Source organism: Tenacibaculum profundi (assembly GCF_052050075.1).
GTDB lineage: Bacteria > Bacteroidota > Bacteroidia > Flavobacteriales > Flavobacteriaceae > Polaribacter.
Window position 1 is genome coordinate 676,741 of sequence record NZ_CP197225.1, and the last position, 26,473, is coordinate 703,213.

The window sequence follows — 26,473 nt, forward strand, 5'->3', positions numbered from 1 at the left end:
ATAAACAGTAGCCTTTGTTTTTTACAACTACAAAAAGTACATCAGTATAGCTCTAACTTCAAACCAATGTACTTTTTTAAGATAGTATCTACAATATTTTATTTAATGGAAACTTTTATTCTTACTTGCGCTCCATTATTCTCAGGCTTAACATGAACATAGGCAGGTTTGGTATTGCCATGTATCCCATTAACATCAATCATACTTGAATAATATCCGGTTTCATAATCAATTATAGGAAAACTTTCATTGTAATCATCATTTGGTCTGTATTCAATACCATAACTAAATATATTTAAGTAATACCCCAAATTAAATTCATCTCCGCCATACACATCATTACTTTCACCCAAATCAAGTTGATTTACATAATACCAATTATACCAATCTAATCGGCTCATATATAGATACCTATTTTTTAGATTAAAACTAACATTGTAATTGAAATTAAAGTAATAATCAGTTGTTGAATTTAATCCTACCCTAACATTTTTAATATTTTTAGAGTTGTATTCATTTGCAAAAGTGATAAAACCATTACTATCATACCTATTACTTTTATAATTAATAAGTTTTTCTGGATTTATTTTCCTACTTGGTGTTTCCCATTTATGTAAATTGATATAAATCGAATTATTCTGAAACTTACTTATAACTCTACCATTTTTACCTCCATAAGAAGAAAATCCTTTTAAACATATAGTTTCTCTGGTTACAGGCTTAGATTTGTAATTTAATACTAATGGAGCATCAGCATCACTACGATTTGGATTAAACAAAATATTATTAGTATTAAAAATAAGTCGACTATCATTCTCTACATTCCTTTTATCATGATTGTACTTAAAAAAAACTTCCCGAACATGGTTCCCTTCATAATAGACACTTCCATTAGCTTTAACTTGTAAAGCAATAACACTACCTGTATTTAAACCAATAGGTAAATCTATAATTTCATTAGAATGCGCTGTGTGAATATATACTTCAAGATTTGAATAGTCAATATTATTAATGTAAATAAACCTATCTTTGGAATTTAAATCATTATTCTTTTTGTAAAGAAAAGTTGCTAAATTAATATCCTTTTGACTTATTTTAAATTTATTTGGCAAACTATTATCAGGGGTTTGCCTTTTAACATCAGAACCATCTTTAAATGTATACAGAGGAAGTTTTTCTCGTTTTAAAGCATCTCTAAGTGCAATAGCGTTTCTAGGATAACTGGCATACAACATAATTGATTCTTGACTAAAAGAGAAAGGGTTTCTATAACTAGGTTTACTTATTATATAATTTCCAATTGCCTTGTAAAGTAGGTCTGGAAAATTATTTTGAATATATAAAAATGCATCAGTATTTAGTGTAATATAATCATTTCTATCTGGTAGTACATGCTCATGCTCCAAACCAACCACATGCCCAAATTCATGTAAAATACTTAAATAGTCACAAGTATCACTTAATTGCATCTCTGTTATACTAGCACCTAAACCATTAGTTCTACATCCTGTATTTACTTTTTTAATATAAATATATTTTGTACTCTTTTTATTTTGTTCTATTAACTTCAATGCGGGCACAGCATTTTGCCAGTCTTTTGCTGCTGCTCTAATAAGTCTTTTTCTTTCTTCATTAAATTTAGGATCAATATAAAATCTTATTATGCCATCTGGAAATGGGGTAACCTTAATGACTTTTCCTGTATTTAATTCTTTTAAAATATCTTCTCCACTTAAAGCAATATTTTTATCCTTACTTTTTGTGTAAAGATTTTTTAACCCTAGCTCAATCACATTTTTTTTAGGTAATATGACATCATCGTAATAAAAATAATTTCCATTACTTTTAAAAACTGTCAATTTTTGCCCTAAATAATCTATATCAACAAGACTATTATTATTTGATAAAACTTCTTCTTCAATATTATTTTTTATATGGTATTCATCCTGACAACTATGAAATAAAAATAATAGCATTATCGGTAACCAAGAAAGTTTTTTTAAATGGTCAAATTGAAAATCAGCAATGTTTTTTTCATTTTTTTCTTTTAAAAGTCTATTTATTAAAAACAGTACTTTTTTACTTAAATTTAATTTAGTTTTCATTTTATTTATGTGTAAAAGGGTTATTGGCAAACACATATTTATTCACTCTCTAATAATTAAAAAACTATGCGTAAACCATTTACAGTATAAAAAATCAATTTTAAATTTTATAAATAAAGATGCAGTTGTATCTATAGTAAAAAGAATATTTCTAATTGTAATATGTTTCCATTTCTCAAATTGAATACACATAGAAATATTGTTCACGCTTAAGAACACTTTGCGCTCTTTACTTATATTAAATTAATTTATCACTCTATATTATAGGAATAAGAAAAAAATATTTTTCAATACCCTTAAAGCATCAAAAAAAATAGATAACCGCATAAATATCAATCCATATAATAGATTTTTAGAAATGTAATCTTTTATATTTATCGTATATTCTAAATAAAACAACGTATTGATTAAAAAAGAAATTGAATCTACTTATTTCAAAATGATAAATGTAGTATCTGTAAGCAGAAAAAAGCAAGCTTTCAGGTATTCATGTGTATAGTATTGGAGAAAGCTTTAATGAAGTTTTAAACTATTACTATTAAACATTTGTAAACAAAAAAGGTGATATAAAATTATATCACCTTTCGTAATTATTTACAATAAAAATACTTTAGTTTAACCTAACCAAGCATTCATCATCCATAATGTTTTCTCTTGTTCTGAAATAAAATCACTCATCATCGAATTAGTCCCTTCATCTTCAGCTTCATCCGATAAATCAAGAATTACTCTTTCTATTTTCAATAACTCTGTCAAAGAATTAACCACTAAGCTTACTGCTTCTTCATCATTAGAAATATTTTTACCAATAGGCACAGATGCTTGACTCTGATAATCTTCAAAGGTATGAAGAGGTGTTCCTTGCAATGTCAAAATTCTTTCCGCAATTAAGTCAACTTTTTCTTGGGCATCCGTATATAACTCTTCAAATTTTAAATGTAACTCAAAGAAGTTTTTCCCCTTTATATTCCAATGTAGCCCTCTAACATTTTGATAGTATACCTGAAAATTAGCTAACAAATTATTTAACTCTTTTGTTAATTTATCTGTTTTATTTTTATCCAAACCTAAAATTGAAACTGCCATATTTATTACCTTTTGATTTATTAGTTTTTCTAAGACAAAGCTAGGCTAAATTAATCCGAATTTAATATAAATTATATTGATTGTTTTAATATATTTATCAAAAAATATTATAGGAATGACTATAACTCAATTGAAATATACATTAGCTGTTGCAGAATATAAAAATTTCACTATTGCGGCAGAAAACTGTTTTGTTACACAACCAACACTTAGTATGCAAATACAAAAACTTGAAGAAGAATTAGACGCTAAAATTTTTAATAGATCAAAGAAGCCAATAGAACTTACAGAAGTAGGAAAACGAATTGTAGAACAAGCTAAAGTTATTGTGGACGAAAGTAATAGAATCGTTGATATTGTCCATCAACAAAAAGGATATATTGGCGGAGAATTTAAACTAGGAATTATTCCAACCGTAATGCCTACTCTTTTGCCTATGTTTTTAAAAACATTTAGTAAAAACTACCCTAAAGTTCAACTGATAATAGAAGAACTAACAACAGATGAAATTATAAGAAAGTTAACAGACGGTTATATTGATGCCGCTATTGCCGCAACACCTCTAGAAAATGAAGCTATTAAAGAAAGAGTTTTATACTATGAGCCTTTTGTTGGATTAGTACCTGAAGATCATGACCTATATAAAAAAAATAAAATTAAAGTTGATGAATTAAATGTAGAAGATATTTTATTGTTAGAAGATGGTCATTGTTTTAAGGATAGTGTTTTAAATATTTGTAGAACACATAAAAGTAATAAAAATATTCGTTTTCAGTTAGAAAGTGGAAGTTTCGACACTTTAATTAAATTATCAAAAGATGGACTTGGAATGACGCTTCTACCCTATCTTAATACTCTAGATTTGAATGAGGAAGATAAGGGGCACTTGAGAGAATTTGAAACTCCTCCACCAGCAAGAGAAGTTAGCTTGATATATCACAAGTCACAATTAAAAATGCAACTTATAGAATCACTAAAAAATACTATTGATGGTGTTGTTAGAGGTGCTATAGCTTTTAGCGACGTAGAAATTGTAAGCCCTTTAAATAAATCATAAAAAAATCCCGTAATCGGGATTTTTTTAAAATTCATATTCAGATAAAGGCTTTGGAAATTTTTCTGGATTTTCTGCTAAATGATACCTAGGGTCATCAATATCTTCTTCAATAATAGTCTGAAACTTTTCATTTGCTTTGTAAAGCAACACTTTACAATCTTCACTCAAATGCTTAAGCACTATCTTTTTTCCTGCAGTTTCATACTTCTCAACTAAATTAAAGATTGCTTCAATAGCTGAGTGATCTGAAACTCTTGACTCGATAAAATCAATTTCAATTTTATCAGGATCGTTTCTAACATCAAATTTTTCATTAAACGCTGTAATACTTCCAAAAAATAAAGGCCCCCATATCTCATATACCTTGGTCCCATCTGCCTTCATTCTCTTTCGTGCTCTAATTTTTTTTGCATTTTCCCATGCAAATACTAAAGCAGAAATAATAACTCCAACGAAAACAGCAATCGCTAAGTCAAAAATAACAGTAACGGAAGAAACAATTATCAGTACTACTGCATCCGAGACAGGAATTTTATTCATAATTCTAAAACTAGACCAAGCAAAAGTTTCTATTACCATCATAAACATTACCCCTACCAATGCTGCAATAGGTACTTGCTCAATGTATTTATCTGCAAAAAGAATAAAAACTAAAAGAGTAACAGCCATCATTACTCCAGATAGTCTTCCTTTACCTCCGGCATTTATGTTGATTACCGTTTGTCCGATCATCCCACAACCACCTGTTCCACCGAAAACTCCACTTAGAATATTACCGGCTCCTTGAGCTACACACTCTTTGTTTCCATTTCCTCTAGAATCGGTAAGCTCATCAACTAAATTCATTGTCATTAAAGTTTCAATTAAACCTACTGAAGCAGCTAAAAAAGAATAAGGAGCGATAAATTTAAGGGTATCTAAATTAAACGGTAGATTACTCCATAGTTGAGCCAAATTCATTTTTTTTGACAACTCATCAAAACCATTTAAGCCTATACCTCCTCCATTTCTAATAAAATCACCGACGTTAATTGATTCAATTCCTCCAAAAACAACAATAAAAGTAATTATTAAAATAGCAGTCAATGCAGCTGGCACTTTGGTTGTCAATTTTGGTAGCCCCCAAACAATTAGCATGGTTAATAACACCAATACAATCATTATATATAATTTTGAGCCTTTCATTTTTGTTTTTAGAACTCCTTTATCTAAAACAGAATGAAATCCTTCATCATTATAATTATAAACAACTTTTTTGCTTCTTATATCAAATACCTGCCCCTCTGATATTAAGAATAATTCTTCATTAGTTTCATTGTTAAAAACTGATTTATCTTGAATACGAAAAATCGTATTATTTGAGGTAATATCCTTAACATTATTACCGTCAATTTTATATACTAACTCCTTATTTTCAGTAATTCTTTTGTTTTGCCCGTAAAGATCTTTTGAATTTTCAGTAAACATTCCCAATTGAGCCATAAATATAACAACTGCTAATCCATTAACAAATCCCATCATAACAGGATGCGGTATTAAACGAACAAATTTACCTAACTTAAAAACACCTGCCAACACTTGGATAACTCCCATTAGAACAACGGCTGCTAATAAATAAAAATAGCCCATGTTCTCAACTGGAGTATCAAAAAGTAATCCTTTAGCATGGCCTTCCTGTATCATATTAACAAAAATAACGGCAACTGCACCAGCAGCACCTGAAATTAAGCCAGGTCTTCCACCAAAAATAGCAGAAATACTTCCTATTACAAAAGCACCAAACAAGGCAACAATAGGGCTTATCTGTGCCACAAAGGCAAAAGCTACAACTTCTGGTATCATTGCTAAAGAAACAGTGATACCTGCTAAAGAATCATCTTTAACTTTTATTTTTTTATTTCTAATGTATTTCATCATAATCTTTCAATACTTTTCTAAAAGTTGGCAAATTTAAAGATAATTTAATTGATATAGTTTTTACGTTTAACTTTTGCTACACTATTTTTTTGTAGTAATTTTGAAATTGAAACTATCATACAAAATTTGGTAGCAACAATGAGCAGAAAAAAACTACTTAATTCAAAAGAAATTGAAATCATTCTGCATCGATTAGCGTGTCAGTTAATCGAAAACCACGACGATTTTGCCAATACTGTTATCATAGGCCTCCAACCTAGAGGAAGTTATTTGGCCAAGCGTTTGGTTAAAATCTTAAAGAATGAATATTCAATAAAAGGTTTACAATTAGGTTTACTCGATATAACATTTTACAGAGATGATTTTAGAAGGCGAAATGAACCTCTAGAGGCCAATTCAACAGAAATAAACTTCCTAGTTGAAGGTAAAAAAGTCGTCTTTGTTGATGATGTTCTCTTCTCAGGTAGAAGTGTTCGTTCGGCATTGACAGCCATACAGTCCTATGGAAGACCTGAAAATATTGAATTACTTGTTTTAATAGACAGGCGTTTTAGTCGTCATTTACCAATTCAACCAACTTATAGAGGAAGACAAGTAGATGCAATAAATCAAGAAAAAGTTTTGGTTCATTGGAAAGAAACTAATGACAAAGATGCTATCTATATTGAAAACAAAGAAAAACACAACTAAAAACACAACTCATAAAACAACTAAAAATGAAGCAGTTAAGTGTTGAGCATTTGCTAGGAATCAAATACTTAAATCAATCAGATTTAGAACTTATTTTTGAAACTGCCTCGCATTTTAAAGAAGTTATTAATAGACCAATTAAAAAAGTTCCTTCGCTAAGAGATATTACGATTGCTAATTTATTCTTTGAAAATAGTACACGTACGAAACTGTCTTTTGAACTAGCAGAAAAAAGACTTTCTGCAGATGTAATCAATTTTTCAGCAGGTCAATCTTCTGTGAAAAAAGGCGAAACGCTTATTGATACTGTAAATAATATACTTTCTATGAAAGTTGATATTGTTGTTATGAGACACTCGAACGTTGGTGCTGGTGTCTTTCTTTCTAAACACATTGATGCTAAAATAGTAAATGCAGGAGATGGAACTCATGAACACCCTACCCAAGCTTTACTTGATAGCTTTTCTATGCGTGAAGCGTTAAATGGTAACTTAAAAGGAAAAAAAATAGTTATTGTTGGCGACGTTTTACATTCCCGAGTTGCACTTTCTAATATTTTCGCATTAAAATTACAAGGAGCAAAAGTTAAGGTGTGTGGCCCCAGCACTCTAATCCCTAAATACATTACAAGTCTTGGTGTTCAAGTCGAAACCAATTTAAAAAAAGCCCTTGACTGGTGTGATGTAGCCAATGTTCTTCGAGTTCAGCATGAAAGAATGGATATTAAATATTTTCCTTCTACAAGGGAATATACGCAACTCTTTGGTATTAATAAAGATGTACTTGATAATTTAGGAAAAGATATTGTAATCATGCATCCTGGACCAATAAACCGTGGAGTTGAATTAACAAGTGATGTAGCCGATAGTGAGCAATCTATTATATTAAATCAAGTAGAAAATGGCGTAGCTGTAAGAATGGCAGTCATCTATTTATTAGCGCAAAAAATAAAAAGATAGTTTTGATGGAAATTAAGCAAAATAATAATTATAAACTTATTACTTCTGAAGAAAAAACATTTAACTCTTTTTTAAATAAGTTTAAACAGATTTATAACAAAATAGAGAGTTCTCATATTATTTTAGAATTTTCTTCAAAAAATAATTTTTCTGAACAAAATATTTTGTTACTTTTGGAATATGCTTTTATTCAAAAGAAGAAAGGTTTATCTTTTGTGATTATTGATAATAGTGTAGATATTGATAAATTTCCCGAAGAACTAAATATTGTTCCTACACTTATAGAAGCGGAAGATGTACTAGAGATTGAGAATATTCAGCGTAATCTAGGTTTTTAACCTTTCAATTATTCATAACCCCTAATGAATTAATTATTTATGACAAAAAGACTACTCTTTTACGTATTATTTTTTTTAACCACGTATGTATTCTCTCAAAAAAATCATACGCTTAAAGGCTTGGGTGCTCACCCCAATCCATTTAATATAGAAACAAAAATATCATTTAAATCTGATAAAATACAAACAGTTGTTGTAACCGTTGTTGATATTTTAGGAAAATCAATAATGAAAGAAAAAATGACTGCTGAAAGAGGGATTAATAGCATTCCTTTCAGACGAAATGATAATAGTACAGGCATGTATATTTATTCTGTTCAAACAACAGAAGAAGTTGTTTCAAAAAGGTTTGTTATTAGATAAGCTATTTTAGTAACATTTTGACTTTCTTAAAAGTGTTACATGATAGGTTGTTATCTATTTTAAATTTATGTAGGCTAAAATAGTTGTTTTCTTTAAAATTTTTACGAATAACTACTTCATGTGGTTCATTACTAAGTTTTTAATATTACAACTTACAAGGAGCTTATAAAGCAATCATATTAATTATTCATACCCCCGATGAATTATTTATGGCTAAGAAAAAACTATTATGCACATTATTACTTGCTACAACTTTTATGTGTGCTCAAAAAAATAAAACAATTAAAGAATTGGGTTTAAAATATAATCCATTTAGAATTGAAACGAAAATTTCATTTAAATCTATAAGAACTCAAGCTGTAACTTTATCAGTTATTGATATATTAGGTAAATCAATATTAATAGATAAAATTATTGCACATAAAGGAATGAATAATATTGCTTTTAAACACAATATTTTAAGTCCTGGAATGTATCTATACGCTATCGAAACAAGTAAAGAAGTTCTGTCTAAGAGATTTGTTGTCAAATAATATCATTGACGTCAAACTTTATTATGAATTACTATTACTTATTTATTCAGTCAAGAAACCTTTTACTTTAAGAAAGAAAGAAAGAAAATATTACCAACAAAATAGTATTCAAATTGAAAAATAAATTTATTTTTCAATTTGAATTTTATATTTTCGTTTTCAAACTTCTTTTAATAATAGTCATATGTTTTTTTATTTACATGCGTTATTGCCATTTTTATTATTAATAGCATTTTACTATTTTGAAAAAAGAAATATTATCAAATCTGTGAACTACTAAATAATGTCTGTTAGAATTTCGCGTATAATAAAGCAATCGTTAAAATGCATTTAAACCTTACTATTTTAGGTTGTCATTCAGCAACCCCTCGCTCGAATGCTTATCCTACATCTCAATATTTAGAAATTAATAATAGGCATTTTTTAATTGATTGTGGAGAAGGGACACAAAGACAAATGCGTAAATATAAAGTAGGTTTTTCTAAAATAAACCATATTTTCATTTCTCATCTACATGGTGATCATTTTTTCGGATTAATAGGGCTAATTTCTACTTTTGGAATTCTAAATAGAGAAAAACCACTACATATATTTGGTCCTAAAGGAATTAAAGAAATTACTGTTCTACAATTAAAATTATCGAAATCATGGACAAAGTATAAAATTATTTTTCATGAACTTTCATCAAAAGAAAGTGAAATTATTTTTGAAGATGAAAAAGTAATAATTAAAACAATCCCTTTGGATCATAGAATCTATACTAATGGTTTTTTATTTACCGAAAAAGCTAAACCAAAAAAGCTTGATATTGAAAAGATAAAACAATATTGCGAAATTGAAAAGTGTGACTATAATAATTTAAAACTTGGTAAGGATTTCAAACTCTCTTCGGGTAAAATTATTCCAAATTCTCAATTAACTATAGAGCCTGAGACCCCGAAAAGTTTTGCTTTTTGCAGCGATACAGCTTATAAACCAGATATTATTCCTATCATTGAAAATGTCGATGTTTTATATCACGAAGCTACCTTTCTAAACGATAGAGAAGATTTATGCGAAAAAACAAAACATTCTACAGCAGCACAAGCTGCTTCAATAGCCCATCAAGCAAACGTTAAAAAACTTATCATAGGGCACTATTCTAGTAGATATAAGAATATAAATAATTTTAAAACGGAAGCTGAAAGAATTTTTAAAAATGTTGAGCTAGCAGAAACTGGCAGTCGCTACTCTCTTAGTTCCCCTCCTACCGAAATTATAACTTAATAAAAGGTATTTCTTTTTTAAGAAAGCTTAATAGTTTTAAACTAAAGTTTTAAGCATATAAAAAGGCTGAAATCTATGGTAATCAGCCCCAAATTATAGTTTAACTATATTGATTTATAGACAATAAAACCAACGTACATGCTTCTTGAACAAGAATATGATTACGTCTTAATAATTTCGTGAACTCAACGTTTTCGGTTCCAGGATTAAAAATGACCCTTCTAGGGCATAAACTAATCACATAATCATAATAAACTTCTTGAATTTTAGGATTTATATATAATGTAACTGTATCAATATTTTCAAACATTTTTTGATGTTTATAAATCTTTATACCTGCTACCTCACCCTCTTTTGCTCCTATAGCTATTGTAGGCACGGCTTTTTCAGCAAGAAGTTCTATTGCCCTATTTGAATACCTAGTACTTTGCAAAGAAGCTCCAATTACCAATGTTGTATTTTTCATTTTTCTTAAAAATAAGTTAATCTTTTTTTTTCTTGTAACAAAAATAAAGCTCTAACAGTCTGTTAAACATAAACGATTCAAAAAACACAAAATGAAAAAATTATTAACAATGCTTATTATTTTTATGAGCTTTTCCTCCTTTGGAAAAAATTTACCAAAACCTGGAGTCGTGTCAGGTAAAGTTATTGACAAAATTACACATGAGCCTTTACCATACGTAAATATAATTATAAAAGACACCAAACAGAGAATAATAACTGGAGGAATAACTAATGAAACTGGAAAATTTATAATAAAAAATATTCCTTTCGGCAAAAACATCCTTGAAGTTCAATTTATTGGTTACTCAATTTTCACAAAAGTAATAAATATAAATAAACAAAATAAGAACATTGAAATAGGAACTATTTCACTAGAAGAGGATTCAACAACTTTAGATGAAGTAGAAGTAAGAGCAGAAACGTCTACAGTTACTCAAAAAATAGATAGAAAAGTAATTAATGTAGGTAAAGATCTTACTTCCGCTGGTGCAACCGCTTCTGAATTATTAAACAACGTACAATCTGTTAGTGTAGATAGCCAAACAGGAAATATTAGCTTAAGAGGCAATGAAAATGTAAAAGTTTTAGTAGACGGTAAACCTACCAATGTTCCTGCATCTCAATTACTAAAGCAATTACCCTCGTCTTCTATTAAAAGTGTTGAACTTATTACCAATCCTTCAGCAAAATACAATCCAGAAGGTATGAGTGGTATTATTAATATTATTTTAAATAAAAATGCCAATCTAGGTTTTAATGGCTCTTTAAATACTGGAATTGAAGCTGGACATTATGTTCGTTATAATACTTCTACAAACATGAACTACAAAGCTGGAAAAGTTAACTTTTTTGGAAATTATGGTTTTAACATCGGTGACCGCTATAATTTCGGTTTTATAAATAGAAAGGGAATAAATAATCAAGATATTAATTTTATAAATGATAATGAATCTCATTTGTTTAAAATAGGAGCCGATCTTTATTTAGATGATAAAAACACATTATCTTTTTATACTACTCAAAACTGGTTTAAAAGTAATTCTAATGGAAGTGCAATAATTACTGATAGTTCAGGAATAATTACCAATATCTCTCCTAACAATCAATTATCAGATAGTAAAGACCAAGCTTATAACCTGAATTATAAACATGATTTTGATACAGAAGGACACAATATTGAGTTCGAAGCAACATTTTCAAAAAATGAAACTCCTCAATTTTTCTTAAATAATGATCTTATCCAAACAAATGATGGTAGCTTAAATTATTTTAATGATATTTTTAATGACAGATCAAACACTTTAATCAACCTTGATTATACGAATCCTTTATCTAAAAATGGAAAATTAGAACTTGGGCTTGAATACCGAGCAAATAATTCATATAACACAAATATTACTAACCAAACTGGTTTTAATAATTCGTCATTCTCTTATGACAGAAAAATTTATTCCGGTTATATTAATTACGGTCATCAGTTAGGTAAATTAAGTATACAATTAGGCTCTAGAATTGAACAATTTAATATTAAAGGGATATTTAAACAAGAAACATTAGGTAATGAAACAGTTACTGATGATATTTTCACAATATATCCTTCTGCTTTTTTTACTTATAACCCATCAGATGAAAATCAGTTTCAGTTAAGTTATAGTAAAAGAGTAGACAGACCAAATATCCAACAAGTAAATCCAATTAGAGAATGGAGTACTGCTTTAATTACTTCAGTCGGTAATGCACAACTATTACCTCAGTTTACAAATTCCATAGAATTTAATTATACTAGAAAAATTAAGGGTGGATCCATTACTATCGGAAGTTTTTATCGTAATATTAACGATGTCATTTCAAGAGCAACTTTTAAAGATACAAGCGACCCTAGCAATGTTCGTCAAATTTTAACTTATCAAAACTTTGACGACACAAATTCTTACGGACTAGAACTCTCTTCAAATTATAAAATTACTAAATGGTGGAGAACGAATGCTAGCATGGATATTTATGCTCAAACACAATTTGGCACCAATGATTTAAATAATCAAAATGCTTCTAGATTAGAGGTAAAAAATCAAGTTTTTAATGCTCGGATTAGTAATAATTTTAACGCTACTAAAAATATGAGTTTTCAACTATTTGCAATGTATCGAGGTAGTTTTGAAAATATTCAATGGAAAGTTGCCCCTATGCGAATGGTCAATTTTGGAGCAAATTATAGTATTTTAAAGGGCAAAGGTAGTATTACCTTTAGAGTGAATGATATTTTTAATACAATGCGTTTTCAATTTCAATCTGAAACCCCTTTTACCCAAAATGGAAAATTCAATTGGGAAAGTAGAAACACCTATATTGGTTTCAATTATAGATTTGGAGGTGGAAAAAATCGCGCTAAAGAGAGGAGAAAAAGAGACCATAATGAAAAAGGAAGTGGTGGATTTATGTAAAAAACACCAAGAAATCATTAACATAACCAATAAATAGATACGATACGTGTCAAGTTATATAAAAGATAGTGTGTATAATAATTATACACACTATCTTTTATTTTTATTACCATTTTATTACCACAGATCCCCATGTAAATCCACTACCAAAAGCAGCCAAAACAACTAAATCTCCATCATTTATTTTTCCTTTTTCCCAAGCTTCTGTTAGCGCTATAATTACAGATGCTGCTGTTGTATTGCCATACTTTTGAATATTATTATACACCTTATCATCAGATAATTGAAATTTTTTCTGAATAAATTGAGCTATTCGTAAATTAGCCTGATGCGGAATAAGCATATCTATATCCTCTTTCTTCAATTTATTAGCTTCAAGTCCCTCCATTATTGCCTCAGAGAATCGAACCACTGCGTGCTTAAATACAAATTGACCATTCATATATGGATAATAAGACACATCATCGGGGTCATTATCTTTCATAATTGCATCAACCCAGCGACCTGTCGCTGGTCCCTCTAGAGCAAGTTCTTTAGCATGTTTACCTTCAGAATGTAAATGAGAGGATAAAATACCTTTTCCTTTTTCTTCACTTCTTGAAAGAACAGCTGCTCCTGCCCCATCTCCAAAAATAACAGTAACACCTCTTCCCCTAGTAGATCTTTCTAATCCACCTGAATGGTTTTCAGAACCAATTACCAGTATATTTTTATACATTCCTGTTTTAATAAACTGATCTGCTACTGATAGTGAATAAATAAAACCAGAACATTGGTTACGTATATCAAGTGCCCCTATAGTTGGCATTCCCAACAAATCTTGAACACGAACACCTCCACCTGGAAAGTACATATCAGGACTTAAAGTTGCGAATATTATAAAATCAATGTCATTATTTGTTAAACCGGCTCTTTCAATAGCTATTGTAGCAGCTTTCGCTCCCATTGATGAAGTTGTATCTCCTGTTTTAGGATCAATCCAACGACGTTCCTTTATCCCAGTTCTCTCTTGAATCCATTCATCACTAGTATCCATCCACTGGGTTAAATCGTTATTGGTAACCACATTCTCGGGCACATAGTACCCTAATCCTGAAATTTTCGAACTATACATAGTTTTTTACGTTATTTTTTTACTCAGATGCAAAATTTTGCCGGTCAAAAGTAGCGATTTATAATTTTCTAAACAATATAAGAAATCCTTTGACGAAAATATATGTCATGTTGTCATTTTATTATTTTTGGTATTTTTTTTGACATAAATAGCGAAGAAGAAATTATTTACAATCAAAATATATAAATTTATGAGTAAAGGAAATATCAATGTGTCAGTCGAAAATATTTTTCCACTGATTAAAAAGTTCTTGTATTCTGACCATGAAATCTTTTTACGTGAGCTTATTTCTAATGCTACTGATGCTACCACAAAACTTAAACATTTAATTTCTATTGGAGAAGCTAAGGTTGAATATGGTGCGCCTAAGATTGAAGTAAAAGTTGATAAAGAAAATAAAACCTTAACCATTATCGATCAAGGTTTAGGGATGACAGCAGAAGAAGTTGAAAAATATATCAATCAAATTGCTTTTTCAGGTGCTGAGGAATTCTTAGAAAAATATAAAGATGATAAAAACGAAACAGGTGTTATCGGTCACTTTGGTTTAGGGTTTTACTCTGCGTTTATGGTTGCAAATAAAGTAGAGATAATCACTAAATCTTTTAAAGACGAAGATGCTGCCCATTGGACATGTGATGGATCTCCCGAATACACTTTAGTAAAACATGATAAATCTGATAGGGGTACTGAAATTATATTACATATTGCTGAAGATTCAGAAGAATTCTTGGAAGAAGGTAAAATAAGAGGACTGTTAACAAAATACAATAGATTTAACCAAATACCAATAAAATTTGGCACAAAGAAAGTAAATGATCCTGATTTTACTCCACAAACAACAACAGACAAAGACGGGAAAGAAACAACAGAACCTCACAAACAAATTGATGTTGATGATATCATAAATAATACAGATCCTGCATGGACAAAAAAACCAGCAGATTTAGAGGCTGATGACTATAAAAACTTCTATAGAGAGCTTTATCCGATGCAATTTGAGGAGTCTTTATTTCATATTCATTTAAACGTTGATTATCCTTTTAATCTTACAGGTATTCTATTCTTTCCTAAACTAAGTCAGAACTTAGATATGCAAAAGGATAAAATTCAACTATATCAAAATCAGGTTTTTGTAACTGATAATGTTGAAGGAATTGTTCCTGATTTTTTACAAATGCTTAAAGGAGTTATTGACTCTCCTGATATTCCTTTAAATGTTTCGCGTTCTTATTTACAAGCTGATGGAGCCGTTAAAAAAATATCAGGTTATATAACCAAAAAAGTAGCAGATAAACTAAGTTCTTTATTCAAAAATGACCGAGAAGACTTTGAAAAGAAATGGAATGATATTAAAGTCATAATTGAATACGGAATGCTTTCAGAAGATAAATTCTTTGACAAAGCGAAAAAGTTCACCCTTTATCCAACAGTAAATGACACATATTTTACGTTTGATGAACTTATAGAAAAAACAAAAGATACTCAAGTTGATAAAGACGGTAATCATATTATTCTTTATGCAGCGAATAAAGATGCTCAACATGCTTACATAGAGTCAGCAAAGGCAAAAGGTTATCAAGTATTATTACTTGACTCGCCTATCGTTTCTCACCTAATGCAAAAGCTTGAAACATCTAGCGGTGATGCAAAAATTCAATTTACACGTGTGGACGCTGATCACATCGATAATCTAATCAAGAAGGATGAAACTTCAATATCAAAATTATCAGATGAGGAAAAAGATAAATTAAAACCTATTATTGAGAATGCTGTTCCAAAAGAGTCTTACACTGTTCAACTAGAATCAATGGACTCTGAAGCTACTCCTTTCTTAATTACGGTACCTGAATTTATGAGACGAATGAAGGAAATGAGTGCTACTGGTGGAGGTATGATGGGTATGGGTAATTTACCTGAAATGTATAACCTCGTAGTTAATACAAATCATAAATTAGTGAGTGATATTTTAAATTCTGATGAAACTAAGCAAAAGGAACTTATTTCTCAAGCATTTGATTTGGCCAAATTATCACAGAATTTATTACACGGAGAAGACTTAACCAACTTCATTAAAAGAAGTTATGAGTTAATTAAGTAAAATTTAATTTTAATATTTCTATAAAAAGCTTACCTTTAAGGGTGAGCTTTTTTTATATAACTTATCCGAAAAACCTTTTTTTCTAATAAAAAAATATTTTTTTATTTTTAATGAACTTAATGATCCCTTATTCATGAAAAATTTCGTTAAAGCTTTTCTCTTTTTTCTTTGTTGGGCTTCTGCCGCTCTTGTAATTCAGGGACCTGATTTTAAAAAAGACGTATCGAAAAGAAACACAAAAAACACTTCCATCAAAGAAAATAAAGAAACAACCCAAACTTTAAAAAGTATTTTAAAGAAAAATAATAAAAACACAGCTCATCTCAAGATAAAGCAAGAAATACATCCCTTAAAATTCAAGCATAAATTTGTTACAAATGCCTCTCATACAAGGGTTCTATTCCCTGAGCAGTTCTTTTATTTCAAAGACTCTATTTTTAACTTTTTAAATAACAATCCAAAAAAAGAAATTTTAATAGTTGGTCACTGTTTACCTGACGAACTACTGTCCAATAATACTAATTTTGGTCAAAAAAGAGCAGATTACATTAAAAACAAATTGATAAAACATGGAATAAATCCTGAAAAGCTTAACACTAAAGACTCAATTATCAGTTACAACTACGATCATGATGGGTTTTACGCGGAAGGAATTGATCTTTTTTACGTTGAACTCTCCAAAGAAAAAATGACTTCTTTATATAGTAAACTATCACCAAAGACTATACAAAATAGTTTTGTAAGAAATAATAAATTAATCCTCAACAATCAGTTACGAACATATGCTTTCGAATTAAAAGATTTTTTAACTTCAAATCCTAATAAAGTGGTTAATATTATTGGTCATTCAAATAAAAATAGTGACTCAGAAATAAGTAACTCAATTGGATTGGAACTCGCCCAACAATTTGCCTCGTTTCTTAAAGAAATAGGTATTGTGAAATCCAAACTAAAAATAATATCCAAAGGTGATATAGAAGCTTTTAAAAATAAAACAACAACAAATAAAAGAATTGAAATTATTATAAATTAATACTATAATCCCTTAAATATGACGCTTTTTTTAACAGAGAAATATCTACATTTATTCGGTTTTTTTTTCTGGATGTTTGGTTCTTTTATAATAGGATACATTTTTGCTTGGCTTCATTACAAAAACAATAAAGAAAGTAAAACAGAAGACACTATATACAATGCAATTCATATAGAAACAGAAACAGAAGCACCAACTACTATACGCGCCAAAAAAACTATTGAACGAGGAGGTATTGAAGTAAAGTATCCAAAAGAATTAAAATTTGACATTATTGGAATGGGAGATGAAAAGAACAAAGATGATCTTACTCAAATTAATGGTATTGGAGATTTTATTGAAAAAAAATTAAACAGTATTGGTGTTTATAATTACGAACAATTAAGTAAAATTTCAAAAGACGAAATTGAGGCTATTACAGAATTAATCGAATTTTTCCCTGGAAGAATTTTAAGAGATAACTGGAAAGATCAAGCTAAAGAACTTCTTAAAGATATCAAACAATAAAAACTGGACTTAACCAATTTCTATTTATTGTTCATATTGTTTCATTTCATCATCGTAGAATTTTCCTGCTAATTCTATTAAGCTTTCCAATTCGTTAGCCAAATCTTGCTCATTTTCACTTGATACATCTTCAAACCATTCAACATCATCGTCTTTTAAATTGATTAAAAATCTTGGATATTCAGTATGTAATACAAAAATATCTTCTGGTTGCTTACTATTATCAGCAAGTAAAAATTTAGGTAAATTCATGATGTTTTGTTTTAATCAATTTTAATGTTAAGTAATTAAAGCGCAAATATAATAGAATTGAAGCTGAAGTTAAACCTGCGAGCAATCCTAACCATATCCCAAAGCTTCCGTACATTTCTTTACTTCCAAAATAATAACTAACAGGAAACCCTATAAACCAATAAGAAATTAAAGTAATTATTGTAGGAATCACTACGTCTTGTAGCCCTCTTAAAGCACCTAGAACCATTACTTGTATACTATCACTAATTTGAAAAAATGCAGCTGCTATTAATAGTTGCGAGGCTATCTTTAAAACCTCCATGTTATCTTCATAGTTTTGCACGTCATTAAAATCTATATATAAATGTGGTAATGACTTATGAAATCCAAAAAATATAAGACAAAAGAAAACCGCTAAAATAGTACCCATTAAAAAAATAGATAATGCAATTCTTCTTAGTTCTTGGTAGTTATTTAACCCTTTTTGATTTCCTACGCGTATCATTGAAGCCACATTTAGCCCATTGAAAACCATGAAAGTCATTGATGATAAGTTTAATGCTATCTGATTGGCTGCTTGAGGATTTTTTCCTAGCAAACCACTCAACCAAATTGCGGAAGTAAATATAGCTACTTCAAAAAGCATTTGCATTGCACTTGGCGCTCCAAGACTAATTATTTTTTTAATAATTTTAAACTCTAAAATAAAGAATTTAATATTCGTAACTAGTTTTTTAGTACGCTCTTTTTTTGTTAGCACCCACCATAAAAATATAACCATTATTGTTCTTGAAATTAATGTACCATAGGCAGCTCCAACAATTCCTAAATTAGGAAAACCAAATTTACCAAAAATCAGTAAGTAATTAAAAACAACATTTAAAATATTAGCGATTAAAGCAGCATACATTGGGTACTTGGTAATAGACATTCCATCACTGAACTGTTTTAATCCTTGAAAAGTAATCATTGGGATTAATGAAAAAGCAACTAAATCTAAGTAAGGTAAAGATAATTTAACAACCTCTGGTGGTTGATCCATGTAATACATCATTGGTTTTGCGAAATAGACTCCTAAGAAAAGAGCCAACCCTAGACAAAAGCACAAAACAAGACCGTGTTTAAAGGTAGCTTTGGCTTGAAGAAAATTATCGGATGAACTGGCTTCTGCTATAAGCGGAGTAATCGCCGTTGAAAAGCCAATTCCTAATGACATTGCTATGAAAATAAAACTATTTCCCAAAGAAACAGCCGCTAGTTCAGCAGTGCCCAACTGTCCCACCATTATATTATCTATAAAACCAACAAACGTATGCCCTAACATTCCCAACATTACAGGAGCCGCCAACTTCCAATTGTAACGAAACTCCTTTGTATACAATCCTATCTTCAATTTTTTACTTACATAATTTAAGGCTACTAAGATACTTCTTTTGCTTCTGATTCTATTTCAGCTCATTCTTTTTTTTAAATTATTTAATTACCTTTGGTTTTTAATTTAAAAGAAAAAAAATGGCAACTATTAGCTTACAAGGAAATGCTGTCAAAACAATTGGCAACCTTCCTACTTTAAACGAAAAAGCTCCTGATTTTACACTAACAGCATCTGATCTTTCTGACAAAAAATTAAGTTCTTTTGCCGGTAATAAAATTGTACTAAACATTTTTCCAAGTGTTGATACTGGAACATGTGCAACCTCTGTAAGAGAATTCAATAAAAAAGCCGCTAGCCTTGACAATACAAAAGTTATTTGCATTTCTAAGGATTTACCTTTTGCCCAGGCAAGATTTTGCGGTGCTGAGGGAATTGAAAATGTTGTTATGCTTTCTGACTTTAAAGATGGTAATTTTGGTAAAACATACGGTCTTGAAATCATTGACGGCGCTTTAAAAGGTCTTCATTCACGATGTGTAGTTGTTATCAATGAAAATGGTAACATTGTTTACACAGAGCAGGTGGGAGAAATTGTTGATGAACCAAATTATGAAGAAGCATTAAAAGCACTTTAAAACTTATATGAATAAACATAAATTAGGATTTATAAGAGGCCGGTTACGTAGTGTTAAATTTGCTTTGAACGGAGTAAAACTACTTATTACTACAGAAGATAGTATAAAAACGCAAGTTTTCTTTGCTATTTTAATCACCATAATAGGTTTTTATTTCTCGATATCAATAAATGAGTGGATGTTTCAAATTATAGCAATTGCGCTTGTTTTAGTTGCTGAAGCCCTCAATACTGCTATCGAAAAATTAGCCGATTTTATACATCCAGATTATGACGAAAAAATAGGTTTTATTAAAGATATAGCTGCTGGAGCACCTGCTTTTGCAGCTTTATTTTCCATGATAATCGGAAGTATTATCTACTTACCTAAAATTATCACGCTTTTTTAACGTTTAAAATACTGGTTAACATTTATTTATGACTAAAAAGAAAACACCAAGCAAAAAATCAATAAAATCTTTTACTTTTCTATCAAAAATAATAGCCTTTTTTCGAAATAGACAAAATCAAACCATTTTTGGAGCTTTTTTAATATTGTTATCTATTTTTTTATCTGTAGCTTTTATTTCTTTTTTTTACACTTGGAAACAAGACCAAAGTACACTAAATCATTTTTTTGACAGAACTTTACCTACCAGTAACTTATTAGGTAAAATTGGTGCTATTCTTAGTGATCTTATTGTTTTCAAAGGCTTCGGACTTGGTGCATTTATTTTAAATGTTATTTTATTTTTTACGGGATCTAGAATTTTATTACAATCAAATCTAAAGGATATTATATCATCCTGGAATTGGGGACTTTTAGGCATGTTGTGGACTTCTATATCTCTTGGTTTTATAGATAAAAAATATGTTATTCTTTCTGGTATTATTGGCTTTGAACTAAATGAATACCTACAAACATTTATTGGTAAAACAGGTTTAATTATTCTGTTATTTTTCTTTGCAATTTCCTACCTAATTATTCGCTTTAGCATTGATCCAGACAAAATTGTTAAAAACTTAGAGGATAAGAAAAAGCTGAAGAAAAACGATCTTGAACAAAAATTAGCTGCAACGCAAAATGAAAATACTCAGAACAGTCAACAAAAAGAAGATACAACAACGGTAAAAAAATCAAATTTCGAATCATCTGTCGAAAATTTAACTCCCACTATAAAAAATCATTCAGGAGTTTCAGAAAAAGAAAAAAATGTAAAAGAAGAAATCACTCTTGAAATAACTCCAACAAAAACAATTTCAAAACCAGAGGTATCTGATGAAACTATAAAAGAAGTTGAAGTTGCCATTGAAAAAATAGCAGAGGAAAAAAGTTTAACAGAAAACTTATCAGATAAATTACTAAAAGATTTTGGAGAGTTTGATCCAAAATTAGAATTGAGTAATTACCGATTTCCAACTTTTAATCTATTAAAAGAATATAATGAAAGTATTTCAGTTGACCCAACAGAGTTAGAAGCCAACAAAAATCAAATTGTAGAAACTTTAAAAAATTATAAAATTGGTATTGAACAAATAAAGGCAACAGTAGGACCAACTATTACCTTATATGAAATTGTTCCTGAAGCGGGTGTCCGAATATCTAAAATTAAAAATTTAGAAGACGATATTGCTCTATCCCTTTCAGCTTTAGGAATTCGAATTATTGCTCCCATCCCTGGTAAAGGAACAATTGGTATTGAAGTACCCAATAAAAAAGCAACCATCGTTTCTATGCATTCTGTTATTTCTTCCAAGAAGTTTCAAGAATCGCCAATGGAACTGCCTATTGCTTTAGGAAAAACAATTTCAAATGAAACCTATGTGGTTGACTTAGCAAAAATGCCGCACTTATTAATGGCTGGTGCAACTGGTCAAGGTAAATCTGTAGGTTTAAATGCAATCTTAACTTCATTATTGTACAGAAAACACCCTGCAGAAGTTAAATTTGTTTTGGTCGATCCTAAAAAAGTAGAACTTACCTTATTTAATAAAATAGAACGTCATTACTTAGCTAAGTTACCAGACGAAGAAGAGGCTATTATAACAGATACCACTAAGGTAGTTAACACCTTAAACTCTCTGTGTATTGAAATGGATGCTCGTTATGACTTACTTAAAGATGCTATGGTAAGGAATATAAAAGAATACAATACAAAATTTAAAGCACGTAAACTAAACCCTGAAAATGGGCATCAATTTTTACCCTATATCGTTCTAGTAATCGATGAATTTGCTGATTTAATCATGACTGCAGGTAAAGAAGTGGAAACACCTATTGCCAGGTTAGCTCAACTAGCACGTGCCATAGGAATCCATTTAATTGTGGCTACACAAAGACCATCTGTGAATGTAATTACTGGTATTATAAAAGCAAACTTTCCCTCTCGTATCGCTTTTAGAGTAACTTCTAAAATAGATAGTCGCACAATACTAGATGCACCTGGAGCTGATCAATTAATTGGACGTGGAGACATGTTATATTCTGGCGGCAACGATTTAACACGAATTCAGTGTGCATTTGTCGACACTCCTGAAGTAGAAAAAATAACCGATTTTATTGGCTCACAGAGAGCCTATTCTGAAGCTCATTTACTCCCTGAGTATATAGGCGAAGAAGGTGGCACAAATGTTGATATAGATATCGCAGATCGTGATAAATTGTTTAAAGAAGCTGCTGAAGTTATTGTTACAGCACAACAAGGTTCAGCCTCTTTATTACAACGAAAACTAAAACTTGGTTACAATAGAGCAGGAAGGCTTATTGACCAGCTTGAAGCTGCTGGTATTGTTGGTCCTTTTGAAGGTAGTAAAGCAAGACAAGTTTTAGTTACTGATTTGATTGCTTTGGAACAATTATTAGAAAATGAAAAAAACAACTAGAATAAAATATATATGCGAACAGAAAATATAACAAGATTAAAATATGTAGGCTTAGTTTTCATAGCGGCTTTTTTGAGCGTTAATGTAGTAGCACAAAGTAATGATGCTAGAGCACAGACATTACTTAATGAAGTCTCTTCAAAACTTAAAAACTACAAAAATATGGTTATTAGTTTTAATTCAAACCTAACGAATAAAGAGGCGGGTATTATTAACGATCCTCCAATAAGAGGAAATATCATTATTGCTGAAGATAAATATAGTTTAGAATATCTTGGTAATAGTTTTTTGTTCGATGGTAAAGAACTCGCAGTTGTAAACCATGAAGATAAGGAAATTGTCATCTCGGTTGGAGATATTGAGGAAGAAGATGGCTTTGTTTCTCCTTCCAAATTGTTAACTTTTTACCAAAAAGGGTATACTTATAAAATGGGGAAACTAGAAAATCATAAAGGTCGAAAAATTCAATATGTCAATCTAACCCCGATTGATAGCAACTCAAATATAATTGAAGTAAAACTTGGCATTGACCCTAAAACAAAACACATTTATGAATTGATTCAAATTGGATCGAACGGTGCTGAAACTAAATTTACGATTACTAAATTTAAAAAAGACCAACCCATTTCAGAAAAATCGTTTTCACTCGATAGAAATAAATTTAAAAATTTAGGTTATATAATAGATTAATTTAATGTAAACCAGTTAATTTTGCGTCTTTGAAAACACTAGACCGATACATACTTAAAAGTTTTTTAGTTCCTTTTTTAACTACATTTTTAATTATACTATTTGTATTAATTATGCAAATGTTGTGGTTGGCTTTTGACAGTTTTGCTGGTAAAGGAATTAGTGTTATGATTATTCTTAAATTTCTGTGGTACTCTACTCTTATGGCAGCTCCGCAGGCACTTCCAATTGGTGTGCTATTATCTTCTATAATGACTCTAGGAAGTTTATCAGAGAATTATGAGTTTGCTGCCGCTAAATCGGCAGGAATTTCATTACCTAGAATGTTGAGATCCCTTTTATTTTTAGCCTTATTTCTTAGTGCTGTTAATTTCTTGTTTTTAAATTATATGTATCCTTATGCCGTACTAAAACAATTAAACCTAAGATACAATATAAAGAAAAAACAACCGGCACTGGCTTTAGTACCCGGTGGTTTTAATACCGAAATACCCGACTATCAAATTAAATTTGATGAAAAATACGGAGAAGAAGAAAACTTATTAAAAAAAGTATTGATTTATGATTTATCATCAAAAAAGGGAAATAATAAAATAATAACAGCCGAAAAAGGAAAAATTGTATCAGAATCTGGAAGCCGCTATATGACTTTAGAACTCTACAATGGCTATTATTTCGAACACCATTTTAAAAGAAGTGCAAGTTATAAAGAACGTTTAAAAATGCCAGCATCACATGCTGACTTTGATGAATATACTATTAATATTGATATCTCTGCACTCGATGGATCAGATTTAGAAAGTACCAAGTATACCAAGAATTTTAATATGCTTAGCTTGCAACAGCTTAAAGATACCATCCCCACGTTAAAGAAAAACTATGATGACTATATAACTAACCGTTCTAAAAACCTGTTTTTAACAATAGATACTGATGATTTACACCCGTATCCAGACTCCTTAAAAAATAAGGAACTTTCAAGTGATATTCTCTCAAATTTTGAGCTAAATCAGCAGAATGAAATCATGAGTACTGCACTTTCAAAATTAGAAAGAACACTCAACAACCATAAATCTTACAAAAGCAATTTAAAAGATAGAAGAAAATGGATGAACTTGCATGATATTGAATACTATAATAGAGTTGCTTTTTCCCTATCATGTTTACTGTTATTCTTTATTGGTGCTCCACTTGGATCAATCATAAGAAAAGGGGGAATGGGACTCCCTATGATTCTTGCAATTTCAATATATGTACTCTATTTCTTCACCAATACTTTTGGAAAAAACATGGCCGAAGAAAGTACTATATCTGCTTTTTCAGGTTCTTGGCTCGCCATTGTACTAATGACTCCTTTAGCCATTACTCTAACCATAAGAGCAACCAGAGATAAAGGCCTTTTTAACATAAACGGATTCTTCAATTCAAAACTAACCTTTTTTAAAAATATTTTCTCAAAAAAAAGAGATACAACAACAGACTATGACCACAACAACCTCCAGTAAAATTCATTTAAATTCAATTGAAGAAGCCATTGATGATATAAAAAACGGTAAAGTAATTATCGTTGTTGATGATGAAGATAGAGAAAATGAGGGAGATTTTCTTGCAGCTGCTGAATTAATTACACCCGAAATGGTTAATTTTATGGCAACTCATGGAAGAGGATTAATTTGTACTCCTCTGTCCGAGGATCGCTGTAAAGCTCTAGAACTAGGCATGATGGTTAGCAACAACACAGATCCGATGGAAACAGCCTTTACGGTTTCTGTTGACCTAAGGGGTAATGGTGTAACTACCGGAATTTCAGCCTCTGACAGGGCAAAAACAATAAAAGCGCTTGTAGACGAACAAACGAAACCTTTTGAACTTGCCAGACCTGGTCATATATTTCCTTTAAAAGCAAAAAATGGAGGGGTTTTAAGAAGAACAGGTCATACTGAGGCGGCTATTGATTTTGCTCGTTTAGCCGGATTAAAACCAGCTGGTGTTATTGTTGAAATTATGAATGAAGATGGTACCATGGCAAGGTTACCTGAACTTCTTGAAGTAGCCAAAAAATTCAATCTTAAAATCGTTTCTATTGAAGACTTGGTTGCTTATCGTATGGAGCACGATTCTTTGATAGAAAAAAAAGAAGATTTTAATATTAACACTCGTTTTGGAGATTTCCGTTTAAGAGCTTACAAACAAACTACTAACGATCAAATTCATATTGCTTTGACCAAAGGTAATTGGACAAAAGATGAACCTATTTTAACAAGAATAAATTCCACGCTAGTAAACAATGATATTTTAGGAACTTTAACCAACAATGCGGATAAAAAGTTGGATCAAATGTTTAAAGTAATTAATGACGAAGGGAAAGGCGCTATTTTATTTATAAATCAGCAGTCGCAATCTTTAAACTTACTTAACAGACTACGAAGTTTAAAAGAAAATCAACTCAAAGGAGAAATGAAAGCCCCAAGTGTTATATTAGATTATAAAGACTTTGGTATTGGCGCCCAAATATTACACGATTTACACATTCATAAATTACGTCTTGTTTCTAATACACAGCAGAAAAAACGTGTTGGAATGATTGGGTATGGACTAGAAATTGTCGATTACGTAACTTACTAAATCGTATGCAATATACGTTATAATATAAGAAGGGGG

The 26,473-nt window shown here is 30.1% G+C and carries 24 protein-coding genes; 17 read left to right on the forward strand and 7 right to left on the reverse strand.

The annotated features are described in order from the left end of the window. Window positions 1-98: 98 nt before the first annotated feature. Together ACSIGE_RS02705 and ACSIGE_RS02710 are read right to left on the reverse strand one after the other, a co-directional pair. On the reverse strand, window positions 99-2,105 hold the full coding sequence (locus ACSIGE_RS02705) for a M12 family metallopeptidase (protein WP_440881261.1): 2,007 nt from the start codon (window positions 2,103-2,105) through the stop codon (window positions 99-101). A 615-nt stretch (window positions 2,106-2,720) separates the two neighbouring features. Further along, window positions 2,721-3,191, reverse strand: a complete 471-nt coding sequence (locus ACSIGE_RS02710) for a Dps family protein (protein WP_440881262.1) — start codon at window positions 3,189-3,191, stop codon at window positions 2,721-2,723. A 115-nt stretch (window positions 3,192-3,306) separates the two neighbouring features. Between ACSIGE_RS02710 and ACSIGE_RS02715 the strand changes: the two genes are divergently transcribed. Next, window positions 3,307-4,248, forward strand: coding sequence for a hydrogen peroxide-inducible genes activator (locus tag ACSIGE_RS02715; protein ID WP_440881263.1), 942 nt, complete (start codon window positions 3,307-3,309; stop codon window positions 4,246-4,248). 24 nt (window positions 4,249-4,272) lie between these two features. Here ACSIGE_RS02715 and ACSIGE_RS02720 read toward each other — a convergent pair whose 3' ends face one another. Next, window positions 4,273-6,165 (reverse strand): SulP family inorganic anion transporter, encoded by a 1,893-nt coding sequence (locus ACSIGE_RS02720; RefSeq protein WP_440881264.1) that lies wholly within the window; start codon window positions 6,163-6,165, stop codon window positions 4,273-4,275. A gap of 138 nt (window positions 6,166-6,303) precedes the next feature. Here ACSIGE_RS02720 and pyrR point away from each other — a divergent pair, with 138 nt between their 5' ends. From pyrR to ACSIGE_RS02750, 6 genes are all read left to right on the forward strand, one after another. Further along, the gene (gene pyrR, locus ACSIGE_RS02725) at window positions 6,304-6,855 is read left to right on the forward strand and encodes a bifunctional pyr operon transcriptional regulator/uracil phosphoribosyltransferase PyrR (protein ID WP_440881265.1); all 552 of its coding nucleotides are present in this window, start codon (window positions 6,304-6,306) and stop codon (window positions 6,853-6,855) included. A 26-nt stretch (window positions 6,856-6,881) separates the two neighbouring features. Next, complete coding sequence (locus ACSIGE_RS02730) at window positions 6,882-7,814, forward strand: aspartate carbamoyltransferase catalytic subunit (protein WP_440881266.1); 933 nt, start codon at window positions 6,882-6,884, stop codon at window positions 7,812-7,814. 5 nt (window positions 7,815-7,819) lie between these two features. Beyond that, a complete protein-coding gene (locus tag ACSIGE_RS02735) occupies window positions 7,820-8,152 on the forward strand; it encodes a hypothetical protein (RefSeq protein ID WP_440881267.1) in 333 nt (110 codons plus the stop codon). A 39-nt stretch (window positions 8,153-8,191) separates the two neighbouring features. Further along, window positions 8,192-8,515 carry a T9SS type A sorting domain-containing protein gene (locus ACSIGE_RS02740; RefSeq protein ID WP_440881268.1) on the forward strand — a complete coding sequence of 108 codons (324 nt, stop codon included), beginning with the start codon at window positions 8,192-8,194 and terminating at the stop codon, window positions 8,513-8,515. Between the two features lie 209 nt (window positions 8,516-8,724). Continuing rightward, the gene (locus ACSIGE_RS02745) at window positions 8,725-9,048 is read left to right on the forward strand and encodes a T9SS type A sorting domain-containing protein (protein WP_440881269.1); all 324 of its coding nucleotides are present in this window, start codon (window positions 8,725-8,727) and stop codon (window positions 9,046-9,048) included. 324 nt (window positions 9,049-9,372) lie between these two features. Next, window positions 9,373-10,314, forward strand: a complete 942-nt coding sequence (locus ACSIGE_RS02750; protein WP_440881270.1) for a ribonuclease Z — start codon at window positions 9,373-9,375, stop codon at window positions 10,312-10,314. A gap of 100 nt (window positions 10,315-10,414) precedes the next feature. On the opposite strand, the gene ACSIGE_RS02755 is transcribed toward ACSIGE_RS02750, so the two are convergent. Next, a complete protein-coding gene (locus tag ACSIGE_RS02755) occupies window positions 10,415-10,780 on the reverse strand; it encodes a CoA-binding protein (protein WP_440881271.1) in 366 nt (121 codons plus the stop codon). A 91-nt stretch (window positions 10,781-10,871) separates the two neighbouring features. Between ACSIGE_RS02755 and ACSIGE_RS02760 the strand changes: the two genes are divergently transcribed. After that, the gene (locus ACSIGE_RS02760) at window positions 10,872-13,262 is read left to right on the forward strand and encodes a TonB-dependent receptor domain-containing protein (protein WP_440881272.1); all 2,391 of its coding nucleotides are present in this window, start codon (window positions 10,872-10,874) and stop codon (window positions 13,260-13,262) included. 106 nt (window positions 13,263-13,368) lie between these two features. Here the strand turns inward: ACSIGE_RS02760 and ACSIGE_RS02765 are convergent, their stop codons facing one another. Beyond that, window positions 13,369-14,376: a 3-oxoacyl-ACP synthase III family protein gene (locus ACSIGE_RS02765; protein ID WP_440881273.1), complete on the reverse strand. Its 1,008-nt coding sequence runs from the start codon at window positions 14,374-14,376 to the stop codon at window positions 13,369-13,371. Between the two features lie 190 nt (window positions 14,377-14,566). Here ACSIGE_RS02765 and htpG point away from each other — a divergent pair, with 190 nt between their 5' ends. The 3 genes from htpG to ACSIGE_RS02780 all read left to right on the forward strand — a co-directional run bounded on the left by htpG (window position 14,567) and on the right by ACSIGE_RS02780 (window position 18,017). Next, entirely contained in the window at window positions 14,567-16,477 is a 1,911-nt protein-coding gene (gene htpG / locus ACSIGE_RS02770) for a molecular chaperone HtpG (protein WP_440881274.1), read from the forward strand. A gap of 133 nt (window positions 16,478-16,610) precedes the next feature. Next, the gene (locus ACSIGE_RS02775; protein WP_440881275.1) at window positions 16,611-17,510 is read left to right on the forward strand and encodes a hypothetical protein; all 900 of its coding nucleotides are present in this window, start codon (window positions 16,611-16,613) and stop codon (window positions 17,508-17,510) included. An 18-nt stretch (window positions 17,511-17,528) separates the two neighbouring features. Continuing rightward, window positions 17,529-18,017, forward strand: a complete 489-nt coding sequence (locus ACSIGE_RS02780; protein WP_440881276.1) for a hypothetical protein — start codon at window positions 17,529-17,531, stop codon at window positions 18,015-18,017. Window positions 18,018-18,041: 24 nt separating this feature from the next. Here ACSIGE_RS02780 and ACSIGE_RS02785 read toward each other — a convergent pair whose 3' ends face one another. Together ACSIGE_RS02785 and ACSIGE_RS02790 are read right to left on the reverse strand one after the other, a co-directional pair. Then, window positions 18,042-18,269, reverse strand: coding sequence for a hypothetical protein (locus tag ACSIGE_RS02785; RefSeq protein WP_440881277.1), 228 nt, complete (start codon window positions 18,267-18,269; stop codon window positions 18,042-18,044). Next, complete coding sequence (locus ACSIGE_RS02790) at window positions 18,256-19,584, reverse strand: MATE family efflux transporter (RefSeq protein WP_440882175.1); 1,329 nt, start codon at window positions 19,582-19,584, stop codon at window positions 18,256-18,258. The genes ACSIGE_RS02785 and ACSIGE_RS02790 overlap by 14 nt, the downstream gene beginning before the upstream one ends. A gap of 179 nt (window positions 19,585-19,763) precedes the next feature. Here ACSIGE_RS02790 and tpx point away from each other — a divergent pair, with 179 nt between their 5' ends. From tpx to ribB, 6 genes are read left to right on the forward strand one after another with little or no spacing between them, the layout of a single operon-like run. Continuing rightward, entirely contained in the window at window positions 19,764-20,261 is a 498-nt protein-coding gene (gene tpx, locus ACSIGE_RS02795) for a thiol peroxidase (protein ID WP_440881278.1), read from the forward strand. 7 nt (window positions 20,262-20,268) lie between these two features. Then, window positions 20,269-20,649 carry a diacylglycerol kinase gene (locus ACSIGE_RS02800; protein ID WP_440881279.1) on the forward strand — a complete coding sequence of 127 codons (381 nt, stop codon included), beginning with the start codon at window positions 20,269-20,271 and terminating at the stop codon, window positions 20,647-20,649. A gap of 28 nt (window positions 20,650-20,677) precedes the next feature. Continuing rightward, the gene (locus ACSIGE_RS02805) at window positions 20,678-23,122 is read left to right on the forward strand and encodes a DNA translocase FtsK (RefSeq protein WP_440881280.1); all 2,445 of its coding nucleotides are present in this window, start codon (window positions 20,678-20,680) and stop codon (window positions 23,120-23,122) included. Between the two features lie 12 nt (window positions 23,123-23,134). After that, window positions 23,135-23,812 (forward strand): LolA family protein, encoded by a 678-nt coding sequence (locus tag ACSIGE_RS02810; protein ID WP_440881281.1) that lies wholly within the window; start codon window positions 23,135-23,137, stop codon window positions 23,810-23,812. 29 nt (window positions 23,813-23,841) lie between these two features. Then, window positions 23,842-25,317, forward strand: coding sequence for an LptF/LptG family permease (locus ACSIGE_RS02815; protein WP_440881282.1), 1,476 nt, complete (start codon window positions 23,842-23,844; stop codon window positions 25,315-25,317). Continuing rightward, complete coding sequence (gene ribB / locus ACSIGE_RS02820; protein WP_440881283.1) at window positions 25,295-26,437, forward strand: 3,4-dihydroxy-2-butanone-4-phosphate synthase; 1,143 nt, start codon at window positions 25,295-25,297, stop codon at window positions 26,435-26,437. The genes ACSIGE_RS02815 and ribB overlap by 23 nt, the downstream gene beginning before the upstream one ends. Window positions 26,438-26,473: the final 36 nt, after the last annotated feature.